Raw genomic sequence first — 13931 nt, forward strand, 5'->3', positions numbered from 1 at the left:
GTGCGCCCGAGATAGACGCACCCTATCAATGCGAAACACATGCAAAAGAATGTCACGAGGCAATAAAGCTCCGAAATGTCATCCCCCATGATCGCAAACCTTATCTTTAGGTGCAAATACAGCCAAACACAACCAATTTGCGAGGGGAGAGCGAGCCCTGAACAGGTTGGCACGCCCAATCGCTGGCGTCGCAGATCTAGCACACCGTCGGCGACACCGCCACCGGCGTCGAGATCTTCACGCTGTCTGAGCGGCACGGCGAGAAGCAGATCGGTTGATCTTTCGATCGCCGGCCCGGCCTCGTCAGCCCAGCATCAACAATTCCGCGCCTTCGATCGCATAATGCGCGAAGAGAAAATCCCTGATGTTGACGATGCTGCCGTTCTCCCAATCGAGGAGAACGAAGTATCGCGGCGGGCCTGCGGGATCCTGCGGATCGAACGCGATGATCGCGGGACGCCGGTCGACCAATCCCGGCACGAAATGCCAGGCGCAGGACAGTGAATAGCGATCGAAATACTCGCTCACGTCGCGGCGGCCGGCCCTGCGCGTCCTGTTGACCATCTCCAGCCGCACGTCGTCGGCAAGCATGTCGCGCAGGGAATCGAAATCGCGCGCGTTGAAGCGCTCGACATAGTGCATCAGGCGGGCGCGCTCGGCCGTCTCCAGTTCGGGAGGCCGCACATCGTCGGATTCCCGCGCGAGCTCGCGAAGGCGGTCGCGGCCCCGTTGCAGGGCGCCCTTGGCGGCCGGGACGCTGCCGCCCATGATCGCGCAGACCTCGTCGACGGAATAGCCGAGCACGTCGCGAAGAATCACGGCGCTGCGCTGGGCCACCGGGAGCCGCATGAAGGTGCCGAGGCTGGCCGCCACGATCTGACGCTCGGTCACCGGGTTCGTCAAGGCAGCGATCATGTCCAGGTCTTCATCGGCGTGAACAGCGTCATGGCGCGCGCGCCGGCGCAGGAAATCCAGCGCGGCATTGTGGGCGATGCGAAACAGCCACCCTTCCGGATTGTTCAGCGCTTCTGTCCGCGGGGCTGCCTCGACGGCTTTCAGAAGCGCCTCCTGAAGCACGTCCTCGCCGTCGATGACCGAGCCTGTCATGCGCGCGCAGTAGCGGTGCAGCTGCGGCCGCAGCTCCACCGCAAGGCGATCGAGAACCTCCCGGGCGGTCTGTTGGACCGCCCCTGCGCCATCAGGCATGATTGACCTCGACGACCTCGCACAGGATCGTCTCGGCCTTCGCGAGCGCAGCAAGGCGCTGGATGTAGGGCGCGAATTTCGGATCACTGCGGAAATTCTCGATGTCCTTTGCGCTTCGCCATTGCGAGTAGTTGATCGCGCGCCCGCCTTCCTTGCTGGCGTGGACGCTGGACGAGATGAATCCGGGCTGCTTGCTGAAGAAGGATTCGGTGCCCTCCTTGAGGAGCTGAACCAGCTTTGGCTGGTTGTCCGGGTCGACCGTGAAGACGTTGACGAGGGTCGTGATGTCGCTGCCGATGCGAATGGTCGCTTCCATTTTCGAACTCCTGTTCTGGCTGTAGGACGAGGTCACCTGGGCGGCGAGCAAGACGCCGGCGCTGATGCCGGTGGCAACGACGGCACGACGCGATGGCGCGGATTTGGTATGAGACATCGATGTTCTCCCTTGCGAAAAGCCCGGCTGGCCGCTCGACGAGGCCCCGTTGTTGAGACGAACGAAGAGGGGGTGAGGAAACGGTGGTCGCGAACTTTTTTTGTCGCGGCTCATTCGCCCCTCCCATAAACGGCGTCGCGGATCTCGACCGGAAAGGCGCCAAATCCTCCCTCGAGCGCGGTGTTGGTGAAGGCGACGACGGTCAGCTTTCGCTCGGGATCGACGAAGAAGCTCTGGCCATAGGCGCAGTTGAACGTCCAGGTTCCCGCCGCCTGGGGCGACTTCGCCAACAGGCTGTCCTTCAGGACGATGGCTCCATAGCCGAAGCCCCAGGCGGGAAGGCCCGTCGGCGTCAGCTCGCCGATCCGGTTCGTCGTGATCTGCTGCACGGTCGAGGCCTTCAGCACCGGCCCGCCACCGAGGCGAAGCGTCTCGGCAAAGCGGGCGTAGTCGATGGCGGTCGAGACCAGACCGGCACCACCGGAGGGGAACGACGTGCGATCGAACGCGCGAGACGGCGACATGTGGATGATTCCGCCGCCGCGGAACGGCACCAGTTGCGGATCTTCCATCCGCGCCGGCTCGGGCTTGCCATTGAGATAGGGCACAGCGAGCCGCGTTGCGTCATCGACCAGGAAAGCTGTGTCGGCCATGGCAAGCGGCGCCGTGACGAGGCGGCGGACAGCGTCCGGCAATGGCTCACCTGCCGCCTTGACGATCACCGCACCGAGCACATCGGTCGCAAGGGAATAACCCCATCGCGCGCCCGGCTCTGAGAGGAGGCCCGCGGCGGCTATACGGCGTATCTCCTCGTCGAGCCCGATGCCCGATCGATCGAGACCGTCGGAAACGCCCGCACGCGCATAGGGCCCGTCCGGCGGCTGGAGGAATCCATAGGAGAGCCCGGCCGTATGGGTGAGCAAATGGTGGATGGTGATGGCAGGAACCCTGCCGTCCATGGTCTGCGGGCGGAAATCCGGCAGCCATTTGGTGACGGGATCCCGGGGATCCAGCCGGCCGCGCTCGACCAGCGCCATGGCGGCGGCCGAGACGATCGGCTTCGACAGCGACGCGAGGCGGAACATCGCGTCCTCGCGCATCGGCCGATTGGCCTCGCGATCGGCCTGGCCGGCGGCGCGGCGATACACGACATCGCCATCCTGCATCACCAACACGACGCTTCCCACGATGCGGCGTTCGGCAATGGCGCGATCGATCACGCGGTCAAGGCGCACTCGGCGGTCGTCGGCCGTAGTCTCCGATTTCGCGGATCTGCTCAACGCGGGCGCGGCCGCAGCAAGGGTCGCGGCGGCGCTTCGTACAAGAACGGTGCGGCGTGAAAAGCCTGGTCCAATGTGACGCATCGTGGTTCCTCCATCAGCCATCAAGACGAACGGGACGGGCTGTCGGAAACGGTGCAGTCGAACTTTTTTTGCAAGGCGCGGGGACGAGGAGCGCGCAGCGCCTATCGCCGGCGGCGAAATGACGATGGTGGCCGCCTGTAGGTCGCGGCAAAGGCATCGTTGAAGCGGCGAACGCTACCGAATCCGGCCGCGAAGGCGATCTCCGCCAGGGTCATATCGGTCCCATCGATCAGGCGCTTGGCTTCCTGCACGCGCCGCGTCGCCGCGATTTCGCTCGGGCTGGCACGGGCATGGCGCATGAACAGGCGCAGCAGATGGCGCGGCCCGACCCGAGCGCTTCGGCAAGCTCTGCGGCGGTGGCGCGGTCCAGAAAGCCGTCGTCGATCAGGCGCATTCCGCGCGCCACAGTGGTGGCCGTTCCCATCCAGGCCGGAGACCCCGGAGCCGTCTCCGGACGGCAGCGGAGGCAAGGGCGAAAGCCGGCCCGCTCCGCGGCCGCTGCCGTCGGGTAGAAAGTGACGTTCTCCGAGCGCGCCGGACGAACCGGGCAGACCGGCCGGCAGTAGATCCTCGTCGAGCGAACGCCGGAAAAGAACAAGCCGTCGAACGCGCGCGCACGCGCCAGCCGCGCCCGGTCGCAGATGTCCCAGTCGAGATGCGGTGGCAGCGTCGGTGGCTGCGCGAAAACCTTCGCCATGGCGGAATCATAGTTTCATCAGGGCTCACCGAGTAGCTGAAATCGGACTCGGTCGGGCGATGAGGTCCGAATTCAGCCAGCCCGCGCCGCCGCTCCGGCTCATGGTGCCGGTCGATCGCGGAGCAAATTGCATGAGCACACAGGCGCAACGGACGACGTCGGGACAAGCCAGCCTCGCGTTCGAGATCGGGCTCCTGCTGYTGCTCGCGCTGATCTGGGGCAGCTCGTTCACGCTGATCAAGGTCGCGGTCCCGACGATTCCGCCATTCACGATGGTTGCCGCACGCGTGACGATCGCGGCCATTCTCCTGGTCGCGATCGCTCGCGCGCAGGGACACACGCTCCCGCGCAGCGGACCGGTGTGGGCGGCCTTCTTCGTGCAAGGGCTATTGCAAAGCGCCCTGCCGTTCACCCTGATCAGCTGGGGCGAGGCGCATATCGCGAGCGGTCTCGCCGGGGTGCTCAACGCGACCCCGCCGATGTTCGTGCTCGCGATCGCGATGATGACCGGGCGCGGACGGCGGGCCCTCGATGCCCGGAAGGTCGCCGGCGTCGGTGTCGGTCTTGCCGGCGTGGCCGCGACGATCGGTGACCATGCGCTCTCCGGGATCGGCACCGCAGCGCCGCTGGCGCAAGCGGCCGTGCTGGGCGCGAGCCTCTGCTACGCGCTCGCGCCGATCTGGGGGCAGCGATTTTCGAGCCTTCCCGCGATCGTCACGGCGGCCGGGGCCATGAGCTGCGCCGGGATGCTGATGCTCCCCGCGGCCGCCCTCTTCGAGCGGCCATGGATGCTGGCGCCGCCCCCCATGGAGGCGATCGCGGCGATCATCGTCCTCGCTGTCATCTGTACGGCGCTTGCAATGGTGATCTATTTTCGCCTGATCCGTACACTCGGCCCGCTCGGGACGACGAGCGGGAGCTATCTGCGCGCCGGCTTCGCCGTGCTGCTTGGGACCGCGTTCCTTGGCGAGAGGTTCACATGGTCGATGCTGGCCGGCATGGCGCTCATCGTCATGGGCGTCATGGCGGTGGCCGCGCCGATGCGGAGGCCATGAGGGGACGCCGTCCACAATTGTCGGTTGAAAAATTCCCTCGGCCCGGCAATGCTTGGCGCGCGATGCCCGCCAAAGCCGACCACGACAAGAGCAAGCCCGAGGATACGCCGCATTATCACGGCCATCGCGAGCGGCTGCGCGAGCGCTTCTACAGCGCCGGCGCGGACGCGCTCAGCGACTACGAGCTGCTGGAGATGGCGCTGTTTCCGGCACTGCCGCGCCGCGACACCAAACCGCTGGCGAAGACGCTGATCAAGACTTTTGGTTCGTTCGCCGAAGTCGTGCACGCGCCGGTGGCGCGCTTGCGCGAGGTCGAGGGCGTGGGCGAGGCCGCGATCAACCAGCTCAAGCTGATCGCCGCGGCGGCAAGCCGCGTGACCAGGGGCGAGGTCAAGAGCCGCAACGCGCTGTCGTCATGGAATGAGGTGATCGACTATTGCCGCACCAGCATGGCGTTCGCCGACAAGGAGCAATTCCGCCTGCTGTTCCTCGACAAGCGCAACCAGCTCATTGCCGACGAGGTGCAGCAGACCGGCACCGTCGACCACACCCCGGTCTATCCGCGCGAGGTGATCAAGCGCGCGCTGGAATTGTCCGCGACCGCGCTGATCCTGGTGCACAACCATCCCAGCGGCGATCCCTCGCCCTCGCAGGCGGACATCCAGATGACCAAGGCGATCATCGACATCGCCAAGCCGCTCGGGATCGCGGTGCATGATCACATCATCGTCGGCAAGAGCGGGCATGCGAGTTTGAAGGGGATGCGGCTGATCTGAGTGACGTCGGCGAGTGACAATTGGTGCGACGCAGGGGGCGTGACGGTGCTGACAATTGACTATCGACTGACCGGAGCAGGTTGGGCGGACTGTATAATTCGTGCAGATGAAGGCGACTGCAAGTTGTCGGCCTCCTATCTCTCTGATGCTTTGGGCAGACTGGTGTTGGCCGCCTCAGCGGTCCTCGTCGGCACACACAGCGTCGCGATCGGGTTCGACGTGGAGCCGGGAGAGTACCGTTGGTCGGTCGTCCGCACGGACGGCAACACCGTGCGGATCGTTATCCTGCGATTTTTTGACCTTTGGAGCAATTTGCCCGACACTGACGGGACGCCATTACTCTCCGTCTCGTGCGCTCCGCGAGAGTTCGGTAAGGCTGTTCAGGCTGCGGCCGAAGCCGTATTGAAGAAGCACGGCTTGGCCGACTACAAGGAGCGATGGGGGCATGACTTCCCGTCCCAGGAGCTTGATCTATTGCGGTCGTACATTGCGGCTTGGGACAGCGACGCGCTTTGATCGCGAGCCTGCGCGAGATGTCGTTGATCTAGAACCTTCCAACAGATCGAAACAAGCATGAGCGACTGGCTGCACAACCTGCCGGTGCCCGCGATGGCACTGGTGATCTTCGGCTTCACATATCTGCTCGCCGCAGCAATATTCGCAGGCATCGCGCTGCTGGCTACGGAGCAGCGCGCGAAGTCGCTGAAGGCGATCTCGCCGGGCATGCTGCCGGTGCTCGGCATCATCTTCGGCCTGTTCGTCGCCTTTATCGCCGCGCAGGTCTGGGGCGACAGCGACCGCGCCAGCGCCGCGGTGAGCCGCGAGGCCAGTGCGCTGCGAAGCGCGGTGCTGCTGGCCGCCGGCCTGCCGGCGGAGCAGGAGACCAAGCTGCGCGGCCTGGTGCGCGACTATGTCGGGCAGGCCGTCGCGGTGGAATGGCCGATGATGGCACATCAGGAAGCGTCGCTGAAGGTCACGCCGCCGGCGCTCGCCGAAGCCTTGCAGCTCGTCATCGCGACGACGCCGCAAGGCCCGGGGCAGGCGAATGTGCAGCGCGAGCTCATCGCCGCGCTGGAGCAGGCGCTGGACGCGCGGCGGCAGCGGATCATCGTCAGCCTCGCCGCGGTGAATTCGGTCAAATGGTGGTGCCTGTATCTCCAGGCGGCCTGCGCGCTGCTGCTAATCGGCTTCGTTCATTGCGACAACCGCCTGGGATCGGCGATCGCGATGGGCCTGTTCGCGACCGGCGTCGCCACCTCGGTCCTGCTCATCGCCGCGCATGACCGGCCGTTTACCGGCCAGATATCGATCTCCCCGGAGCCACTGCGCCAGATCATGCCGGAAGCGACCGCCAAGAGTTAAGCTGCCGGACGCCGATCTCGTACTCCTGAAGCGGCCGGCACTGCGTCAGAACGGGCCGGCCGTTCAACGACAGTTGTCAGTAGCAATATCTCGGATTGACCTGGACGTAGTAGCCGTCCGGGCGCTGCATATAGCAGCCGCGCTGATACGCGTAGTATCCGGAGCGGCGACGCTCGCCTTCGGACGCGATTGCGGCGCCCGTGCCGGCGCCGACGACGGCGCCGATCGCGGCCCCGCGGCCGCCGCCGAGCGCGCCGCCCACGATCGCTCCACCGACGCCGCCGATGATGGCGCCGCCGATGGCGTCCTGCGCCACGGCTTCATGGACCGGCATCGCCATGGCGACGCCCAGGCACGCTGCAATTCCAAGACCTCGAAGCATCCCATGCCCTCCCTTGATCGTGGCGTCAGTCATAGCTCCGGAGGCGGATTCGGGCCAGAACAATCGCGGGCCRCCGGCATTGATGCGGCGCGAGATGCCGAGCCGTGAGACGCTGCGATCCATCATTTGTCGACCGCAAAGGCCAGCACGATCCTTTCCGGCGCCTGCTTGAAATCCTTGGTGACGACGTCGCGAACGAGTCCTGCGAGCTCGTTGAGCGGCTTGTCTTCATAGAGATGCGGGAATTGAACCGTCACCGACACCAGCCGGCCATTGTGCCAATTGAAGCCGACCGCCGGCTTGACACCGGTCGATTGTTCGACGTCGGCCTCCACGGCTTTCGACTGTTTGAACCCCTCCGTCACCGTGCTGACGACACCGCAGCCCGCAAGCGTCGCGGCGCAGACGAGCGGCAGCACAAACCTGGACATGAGGACCTCCACCGGTGATGACCGCGGATAGAATTGGCCATAAAGCCAGCAACGTCAACGGGTGGTTGCATTGATGAATTATGCGCGCCGGCTTCGAGATGCGCATGGGCCGGGTTCGATGCCGATCGCGAGGACGCGCTTGGCCATGCAGGACTCCTTGCCGGACCGTTCCGTTACCAACGGATGGCCGGCCCTCCCGGTTCCCGCGTCCGCGGTCCCATCACCGCTCGCTTTTCTCGCCGGGCGTGTAAGCCATTTCACATGCACCGGGCCCGCGGCCTGCCAGATTTGCGGGATCACGCTGGAGTCACGCCGCGATAACGGCACATGGCTCACACCTGACTTGCACGACGATTCATTCATCATTTGCGGGAGCAGGAAATGGTTTCATTCGAGAGCCTGAAAGGCGAGTACGAGCGGAATTGGTCCAATCTCGAGATCCGGCCTGGACGCCTCGCAGATGCGAACGCGGTGGCGCGCAAGGCCATCAACGGCAAGGCGACCTATCAGCAGGTCGAGCGGCTGACCGACGTGCCCTGGCATTTTGTCGCGCTCTGCCATTATCGCGAGTCCAACTTCGATTTCGACACCTATCTCGGCAACGGCGAGTCGCTCCATCGCGTGACGACCATCGTTCCGAAAGGACGCGGTCCGTTTGCGTCGTTCGTCGACGGCGCCGTGGACGCACTGAGGATCGAAAACTTCGTCGGCGCGAGAGACTGGGGAGCGGCGCGAACCCTGTTCCGGCTGGAGGGCTTCAACGGCTACGGCTATCACGGCAAGGGCTGCAACTCGCCCTATCTCTACGGCGGCTCGACGCTGTACGGCCCGCCCGAGGCGAGGGCCGGCAAATTCGTCCGTGACCATGTGTTCGACCCGAGCCACGTCGATTCCCAGCTCGGCACGGCCGTGGTCCTGCGCGCGATGATGGCGCTCGATTCCTCGATCACCCTGGACGGCAGCCCGCAAATCGCGGGCCGCACCGAACCCGAGGACGACGAGGCGTCGACGATTGTCCTCATGCAGCAGGCGCTCAACAGGCTCGGGGCCAATCCACCGCTGGCCGAGGACGGCATCAGCGGGCCGAAGACCAAGGCCGCCGTCTCGCAGTTTCAGCAGCAGAACGGGCTGCGGGACACCGGCCTGCTCGACGGCGCCACGATGGCCGCCCTCTCGCGCGGCACGCAGGTGGTCCCCGCCGGGCAACATGCCGACCTGTCCCCGATCCTGAAGCGGCTGGAAGACCTCGCGCAGTTGCTGCGGCCGTCAGCCGGCGGGGTGACGCCGGGAAGCGTGATACCGGGCAGCGTGACATCACCGGGAAGCACGCTGCCGGCAACCAACGATCCGATCAGCCTGTTCGAACGGCTCTTCTCCCTCATCAACAAGACGACACCCATGCCAGGACCAGTCACCCCAACCAACTCCGCCCCCGTCGACCAGTTGAAGCAGGTCGTCGACCTGCTCAGCACCCTGCTCAACAAGAACGGCAAGCCGGTGCTCGGCCAGGTCAACGGCGCGCTCGGCGAGACCGTCGGCAAGCTGCTCGACGGCAAGAAGACCGCCCTCGGCCTCGGCGGCTCGGTGCTCACCGCGCTGCTCTCGTCGGTGACGGCGAGCCCCAGTGCGGGCGGCATTGCCGGGCTGCTCGGAACGATCGTGTCGGCGGTGCCGGGGCTCGGCCAGTTCGCGATGCCGATCTCGCTGGCGCTCACCGCCTGGGGCGTGCTCGGCAAGCTGGAGAAGTGGGCGCAGGGCACCGCGCCGCCGCCCAAGGTGACGACGTAACGTGCGATGAGATGAGGTTCGCGTGCTTGAATAGGTGCGCTCCCTCTCCCGCTTGCGGGGGAGGGCTGGGGAGGGGGTATCTCCGCAACCGATAACCCCCGAGAGGAGAAAGCCCCCACCCGCGCCTTCGGCGCGACCTCCCCCGCAAGCGGGAGAGGTTGCACCGAGCACGCGGCCCGATCACTCAACTCAAGGCCAGTCGGCATCGGCGATGTCTGCCGCACGTCGTTCCATCAACCCGCGCTCGCGCGCATTGGTTGCAAGACGGGCGGCGGTCTCGAACGATAGCCGCGCCTCGGCGAAGCGGCCGAGCCGCTGCAGAAGGTCGCCGCGCACGGCCTGAAGATGGTGATAGGCCCTGAGCGCCGGCTCGTCGGCGATCAGATCCACGAGATCGAGCCCGGCCTGCGGCCCTTCGGCCATGCCGAGCGCGACCGCGCGGTTGAGTTCGATCACAGGCGAGCGCACCAGCGTCGCAAGCTGGCCATAGAGCTCCGCGATGCGCCGCCAGTCGGTGCTTGCGGCCGTCTCCGCCGTGGCATGACACGCGACGATTGCGGCCTGTAGCGTGTAGAACAGCCCGGCACCGCCGAGCTCGCGCGCGCGATCCAGCGCCCGAAGGCCGCGGGTGATCTGGAGCCGATCCCACAGCCCGCGATCCTGGTCCATCAGCAGGATGGGCTCGCCATCGCGGTCGGTGCGGGCATGCATCCGCGCGGCATTCAGGTCCATCAGCGCCATGAGACCGTGGACCTCGGGCTCGAGCGGCGCGAGCCCGACCAGCACCCGCCCCATGCGCAGAGCCTCGTCGCAGAGCTGCGGCCGCAGCCACTCCTCGCCGCGTGAGGCCGCATAGCCCTCGTTGAAGATGAGATAGACGACTTCGAGCACCGAAGCGAGACGCTCGGAAAGCGCCTCGCCGCCCGGCGTTTCGTAGGTGAGGCCCGACCGCGAAAGCGTGCGCTTGGCGCGGACGATGCGTTGGGCGATGGTTGCCTCCGTGACCAGGAAGGCGCGCGCGATCTCGTCGGTGGTGAGGCCGCAGATCATGCGCAACGCCAGCGCCGCGCGGGCCTGCCGCGGCAGCAACGGGTGGCAGGCCGTGAAGATCAGCCGCAGCCATTCGTCACCGATGTCGTCGTCGAGGGCGGTGTCGAAATCGGGCATCGCGTCCTGCTCCTGCATCAGGTCGTGCGTCAGCAGGTCCCGCTTGCGGGCGAGCATTTTTGCCCGGCGCAAATGATCGAGCGCGCGGCGCTTGGCTGTCGCAACCAGCCAGGCGCCGGGATTGTCCGGCACCCCGCTGCGCGGCCAGGCTTCCAGCGCGGCGACCAGTGCGTCCTGGGTCAATTCCTCCGCGAGCGTCACGTCCCGCAGCATGCGCGACAGCGTCGCGATCAGCCGCGGCTGCACGACGCGCCAATTTGCGTGAATCGCGGCGCGGATCGCGCGATCGATGTCGGCGGCCGTCATCGCCGCCGACCAGAGCCCTTTCCGTTCCGACGGAATCGGAACGGGGCTCTAGATTCTTGTTTTGACGCGTTTTCTTTACGCGAACCGGTATCCACTTCGCTCGAAAACGCTCTCAGACGAGCGGTGGTGTTCATCAGGCGCGGGCGGCGACCCTGGCAGGCGCGTCGATCTCGCACGCCACGTCGACGCCCGGCGTTGCGAATGCCCGCAATTCGCAGGTACCGTCCCATCCCGGCATGTGATCGAGATGCAACTGCATGAATTCCTTCGCCATGGCCAGGGCTTCCGCCTTGTCGCGCAGCTCGAAAATGGCATAGCCGCCGATCACTTCCTTGGCTTCGACGAAGGGGCCATCGATGACGCTGAGCTCGCCGTCGACGATCTTCACCCGTGCGCCGGTCGCAAGCGGCATCAGGCCGCCGGTGTCGAGCATTCGACCGGCCTTGATCTCCCGCTCTGATATTTTCTGCATCGCCTCCGCCAATGCCGGGGACGGGCCTGCCATCGGCTGGCTGGAGGTGACGATGTACATGAAGCGCATGAAAGAACTCCCTTGGCGCGAGCAGCGACCGCTCCGGCCGCAAACCGGCTCGCTATGGATGTGACGATTGGGCCTCGGCCAAATCGACATCCCCGGGAGAAATTATTGCCGCAGCATGATCAGGGGATCGGCGGTATCGGGGACGCGCCGCCACTGCGCGTTGTCGTCGGCCTCGAACTGCCAGGCCTCGCCGGACTTCGACATCAGGACGATCTGGCCGCGCTCGAGCCGCCATTGCGTCGGGTTGAACTGCGCAATGGCCGCATCGCATTTCGGCTTGAGGAAGACCTGGAAATTATCCGGCCCGGCTTCCGTGTTGGTCAGCGTCAACCCGCAGACCGGCTGGCCGTTGCCGCGCACCATCGACCAGTCGCCGATCATCTGGTCCATCGACTTGGCCATCGAACGGGCGGCGGCGAGGTCTTGCAGGATGTAGACGCCCTCGCCCTGCCGCAGGCCTTCGAAGATGCCGGCCTCGACCTCGGTGAAGTCGATCACCGATTCACCGGTGGCGTCCTGCAAGCGCACGATGTCGAGACCCCTGACGCTCCAGGCGACGATATCCTTGGTGAAAGGCAGCGCGGTCTTGCWGGCCGGCTCCAGCTCGAGCTTGTAGCCCTGACCCGCGGCGTCAGCCTTGAGCGTGACGACGCAGGTCTTGCTGCGCTCGGTGGTCGAGAGCTCCCATTGTCCGGGCATGTCCTTCTTCAGGCTCGTCGCATCCTGCGCCTGCGCGAGCGTCGGCGCGGCGGCCAGCGCCGCCATCACCCACGCAGCGAGGCGGGATGCGATCATCAGCGCCCCTTTACCGGCGTTTCCGCAACCGGCGTCAGCGGCGCCTTGCCGGCGAACCAGGCCTTGAGGTTGTCGACCACGAGCTGGTCCATCGCGTTGCGCGTCACCACCGACGCCGAGCCGATATGCGGCAGCAGCACGACGTTCTGCATGCTCTTGAGCTCGTCCGGCACGCTCGGCTCGGCCGCGAACACGTCGAGACCGGCGGCGAGGATGGTGCCGGACTTCAGCGCCTGGACCAGGGCCTGCTCGTCGACCACGGAGCCGCGCGCCACGTTGACCAGCACGCCGCGCGGGCCGAGCGCCTTCAGCACCTCGGCATTGATCATCTTGTTGGTCGAGGCGCCGCCGGGCACGATCACCATCAGCGTATCCACCGCCTTCGCCATCTCGATCAGATCGGGATAGTGCTTGTAGGAGACGTCCTTGGACGGGTTGCGGGAGTGATAGACCACCGGCACCAGCGACGCGTCGAGCCGGCGCGCGATGGCCTGGCCGATCCGGCCCATGCCGACGATGCCGACCTTGCGGTCGCGCAGCGAGCCGACGCTGAGCGGATAGTTCTGCGTCTGCCAGAGGCCGGAGCGCACGTAGCGGTCGGCCTTGATGAATTCGCGCACGGTGGAGATCAACAGGCCCATCGCGACGTCGGCGACCTCTTCGGTCAGCACGTCGGGCGTGTTGGTGACGATGATGTCGTGCTCGGCGGCGTATTTGGCGTCGACGTGGTCGTAGCCGACGCCGAAGCTCGCCACCATCTCGATCTTGGGCAGCTGCGACAGCGACTCCCTGTCGGCACGCACCGTGTGATAGGTCACGGCCACGCCGCGGATCTTTTCGCGGATCGCCGGCGTCAGCCGCTCGAGATCGCCGCGCGTCTCGGCCTTGTGCACGACGAAATGATCGGAAAAACCGTTCTCGAGGATCGGCCGCACCGGCCCATAGATCAGAAGGTCGATCTTTTCGGACGAAATCGAACCGGCAGCCATCAGTTTTCCTTTCCAAGCGCGCTCTCGTGCCAGCGCCGTAAAACGAGATGCGAAACTAGCGCCAGCACCCCATAGATGACAATCCCGGCCAGCGACAACAGCAGCAGCGCCGCGAACATGCGGGGTATGTTCAATCGATAGCCGGATTCGGCGATCCTGTAGGCGAGCCCGGACCCCGCGCCGGCGGTGCCCGCCGCGATTTCGGCCACGACCGCGCCGATCAGCGACAGGCCGCCGGCAATCCGCAGGCCGCCGAGAATATAAGGCAGCGCCGCCGGCAGCTTCAGGAGGCGCAGGGTCTGCTGCGGCGAGGCCCCATAGAGCTGGAACAGGCCGGCGAGATTGCGATCGACCGAATTGAGCCCGAGCGTGGTGTTGGACAGCACCGGGAAAAAGGCCACGATGAAGGCGCAGACGACGACGGCGGTCTGCTGCTCCAGGTAGATCAGGAGCAGCGGCGCGATCGCGATCACGGGCGTGACCTGGAGAATGACGGCGTAGGGGAACAGCGAATATTCCACCCATTTCGACTGGTTGAACAGCAGCGCCAGCGCGATGCCGCCGACGCTGGCCGCCACAAAACCCTCAAGCGTGGTCAACAGCGTGGCGGCAAGCGATTGTGACAGCACCGCCCAGTCC

The 13931-nt window shown here is 65.8% G+C and carries 15 protein-coding genes and 1 pseudogene; 5 read left to right on the forward strand and 11 right to left on the reverse strand.

Annotated features, from left to right (window positions below; translation table 11 throughout):
- Positions 1 to 303: 303 nt before the first annotated feature.
- The 4 genes and pseudogenes from ACXJL8_RS15755 to ACXJL8_RS15770 all read right to left on the reverse strand — a co-directional run bounded on the left by ACXJL8_RS15755 (position 304) and on the right by ACXJL8_RS15770 (position 3700).
- Entirely contained in the window at positions 304 to 1206 is a 903-nt protein-coding gene (locus ACXJL8_RS15755; RefSeq protein WP_456619373.1) for a sigma-70 family RNA polymerase sigma factor, read from the reverse strand.
- Positions 1199 to 1639 carry an antibiotic biosynthesis monooxygenase family protein gene (locus ACXJL8_RS15760; RefSeq protein ID WP_456619372.1) on the reverse strand — a complete coding sequence of 147 codons (441 nt, stop codon included), beginning with the start codon at positions 1637 to 1639 and terminating at the stop codon, positions 1199 to 1201. The genes ACXJL8_RS15755 and ACXJL8_RS15760 overlap by 8 nt, the downstream gene beginning before the upstream one ends.
- A gap of 110 nt (positions 1640 to 1749) precedes the next feature.
- Positions 1750 to 2874, reverse strand: a complete 1125-nt coding sequence (locus ACXJL8_RS15765) for a serine hydrolase domain-containing protein (RefSeq protein WP_456619371.1) — start codon at positions 2872 to 2874, stop codon at positions 1750 to 1752.
- Between the two features lie 230 nt (positions 2875 to 3104).
- A pseudogene (locus ACXJL8_RS15770) lies at positions 3105 to 3700 on the reverse strand (Ada metal-binding domain-containing protein).
- A gap of 131 nt (positions 3701 to 3831) precedes the next feature.
- Here ACXJL8_RS15770 and ACXJL8_RS15775 point away from each other — a divergent pair.
- From ACXJL8_RS15775 to ACXJL8_RS15790, 4 genes are all read left to right on the forward strand, one after another.
- Positions 3832 to 4755, forward strand: coding sequence for a DMT family transporter (locus ACXJL8_RS15775; protein ID WP_456619370.1), 924 nt, complete (start codon positions 3832 to 3834; stop codon positions 4753 to 4755).
- Between the two features lie 62 nt (positions 4756 to 4817).
- On the forward strand, positions 4818 to 5531 hold the full coding sequence (gene radC / locus ACXJL8_RS15780; protein WP_456619369.1) for a RadC family protein: 714 nt from the start codon (positions 4818 to 4820) through the stop codon (positions 5529 to 5531).
- A gap of 39 nt (positions 5532 to 5570) precedes the next feature.
- Complete coding sequence (locus ACXJL8_RS15785) at positions 5571 to 6047, forward strand: hypothetical protein (RefSeq protein WP_456619368.1); 477 nt, start codon at positions 5571 to 5573, stop codon at positions 6045 to 6047.
- 57 nt (positions 6048 to 6104) lie between these two features.
- Complete coding sequence (locus ACXJL8_RS15790; protein ID WP_456619367.1) at positions 6105 to 6893, forward strand: bestrophin-like domain; 789 nt, start codon at positions 6105 to 6107, stop codon at positions 6891 to 6893.
- Between the two features lie 76 nt (positions 6894 to 6969).
- On the opposite strand, the gene ACXJL8_RS15795 is transcribed toward ACXJL8_RS15790, so the two are convergent.
- Both ACXJL8_RS15795 and ACXJL8_RS15800 read right to left on the reverse strand, forming a co-directional pair.
- Positions 6970 to 7275 carry a hypothetical protein gene (locus ACXJL8_RS15795; RefSeq protein ID WP_456619366.1) on the reverse strand — a complete coding sequence of 102 codons (306 nt, stop codon included), beginning with the start codon at positions 7273 to 7275 and terminating at the stop codon, positions 6970 to 6972.
- 122 nt (positions 7276 to 7397) lie between these two features.
- Complete coding sequence (locus tag ACXJL8_RS15800) at positions 7398 to 7706, reverse strand: hypothetical protein (protein ID WP_456619365.1); 309 nt, start codon at positions 7704 to 7706, stop codon at positions 7398 to 7400.
- 381 nt (positions 7707 to 8087) lie between these two features.
- Between ACXJL8_RS15800 and ACXJL8_RS15805 the strand changes: the two genes are divergently transcribed.
- The gene (locus ACXJL8_RS15805; RefSeq protein WP_456619364.1) at positions 8088 to 9494 is read left to right on the forward strand and encodes a peptidoglycan-binding protein; all 1407 of its coding nucleotides are present in this window, start codon (positions 8088 to 8090) and stop codon (positions 9492 to 9494) included.
- Positions 9495 to 9683: 189 nt separating this feature from the next.
- Here ACXJL8_RS15805 and ACXJL8_RS15810 read toward each other — a convergent pair whose 3' ends face one another.
- From ACXJL8_RS15810 to ACXJL8_RS15830, 5 genes are all read right to left on the reverse strand, one after another.
- Entirely contained in the window at positions 9684 to 10967 is a 1284-nt protein-coding gene (locus ACXJL8_RS15810; RefSeq protein ID WP_456619363.1) for an RNA polymerase sigma factor, read from the reverse strand.
- 133 nt (positions 10968 to 11100) lie between these two features.
- Positions 11101 to 11508: a YciI family protein gene (locus ACXJL8_RS15815; RefSeq protein WP_456685209.1), complete on the reverse strand. Its 408-nt coding sequence runs from the start codon at positions 11506 to 11508 to the stop codon at positions 11101 to 11103.
- A gap of 102 nt (positions 11509 to 11610) precedes the next feature.
- The gene (locus ACXJL8_RS15820; RefSeq protein WP_456685210.1) at positions 11611 to 12303 is read right to left on the reverse strand and encodes an AprI/Inh family metalloprotease inhibitor; all 693 of its coding nucleotides are present in this window, start codon (positions 12301 to 12303) and stop codon (positions 11611 to 11613) included.
- Entirely contained in the window at positions 12303 to 13292 is a 990-nt protein-coding gene (locus ACXJL8_RS15825; RefSeq protein ID WP_456619360.1) for a 2-hydroxyacid dehydrogenase, read from the reverse strand. The genes ACXJL8_RS15820 and ACXJL8_RS15825 overlap by 1 nt, the downstream gene beginning before the upstream one ends.
- Positions 13292 to 13931, reverse strand: a 640-nt coding sequence (locus tag ACXJL8_RS15830; protein WP_456685211.1) for an ABC transporter permease, incomplete at its 5' end; no start/stop codon positions are given. The genes ACXJL8_RS15830 and ACXJL8_RS15825, both read right to left, overlap by 1 nt.

The sequence above is a fragment of the Bradyrhizobium sp. P5_C11_2 genome (genome assembly GCF_054049755.1).

Coding starts and splice junctions, on each gene's coding strand:
- ACXJL8_RS15815 (WP_456685209.1), bottom strand. CDS start 11,508: ATGCGCTTCATGTACATCGTCACCTCCAGCCAGCCGATGGCAGGCCCG.
- radC (WP_456619369.1), top strand. CDS start 4,818: ATGCCCGCCAAAGCCGACCACGACAAGAGCAAGCCCGAGGATACGCCG.
- ACXJL8_RS15795 (WP_456619366.1), bottom strand. CDS start 7,275: ATGCTTCGAGGTCTTGGAATTGCAGCGTGCCTGGGCGTCGCCATGGCG.
- ACXJL8_RS15760 (WP_456619372.1), bottom strand. CDS start 1,639: ATGTCTCATACCAAATCCGCGCCATCGCGTCGTGCCGTCGTTGCCACC.
- ACXJL8_RS15810 (WP_456619363.1), bottom strand. CDS start 10,967: ATGACGGCCGCCGACATCGATCGCGCGATCCGCGCCGCGATTCACGCA.
- ACXJL8_RS15825 (WP_456619360.1), bottom strand. CDS start 13,292: ATGGCTGCCGGTTCGATTTCGTCCGAAAAGATCGACCTTCTGATCTAT.
- ACXJL8_RS15800 (WP_456619365.1), bottom strand. CDS start 7,706: ATGTCCAGGTTTGTGCTGCCGCTCGTCTGCGCCGCGACGCTTGCGGGC.
- ACXJL8_RS15805 (WP_456619364.1), top strand. CDS start 8,088: ATGGTTTCATTCGAGAGCCTGAAAGGCGAGTACGAGCGGAATTGGTCC.
- ACXJL8_RS15755 (WP_456619373.1), bottom strand. CDS start 1,206: ATGCCTGATGGCGCAGGGGCGGTCCAACAGACCGCCCGGGAGGTTCTC.
- ACXJL8_RS15790 (WP_456619367.1), top strand. CDS start 6,105: ATGAGCGACTGGCTGCACAACCTGCCGGTGCCCGCGATGGCACTGGTG.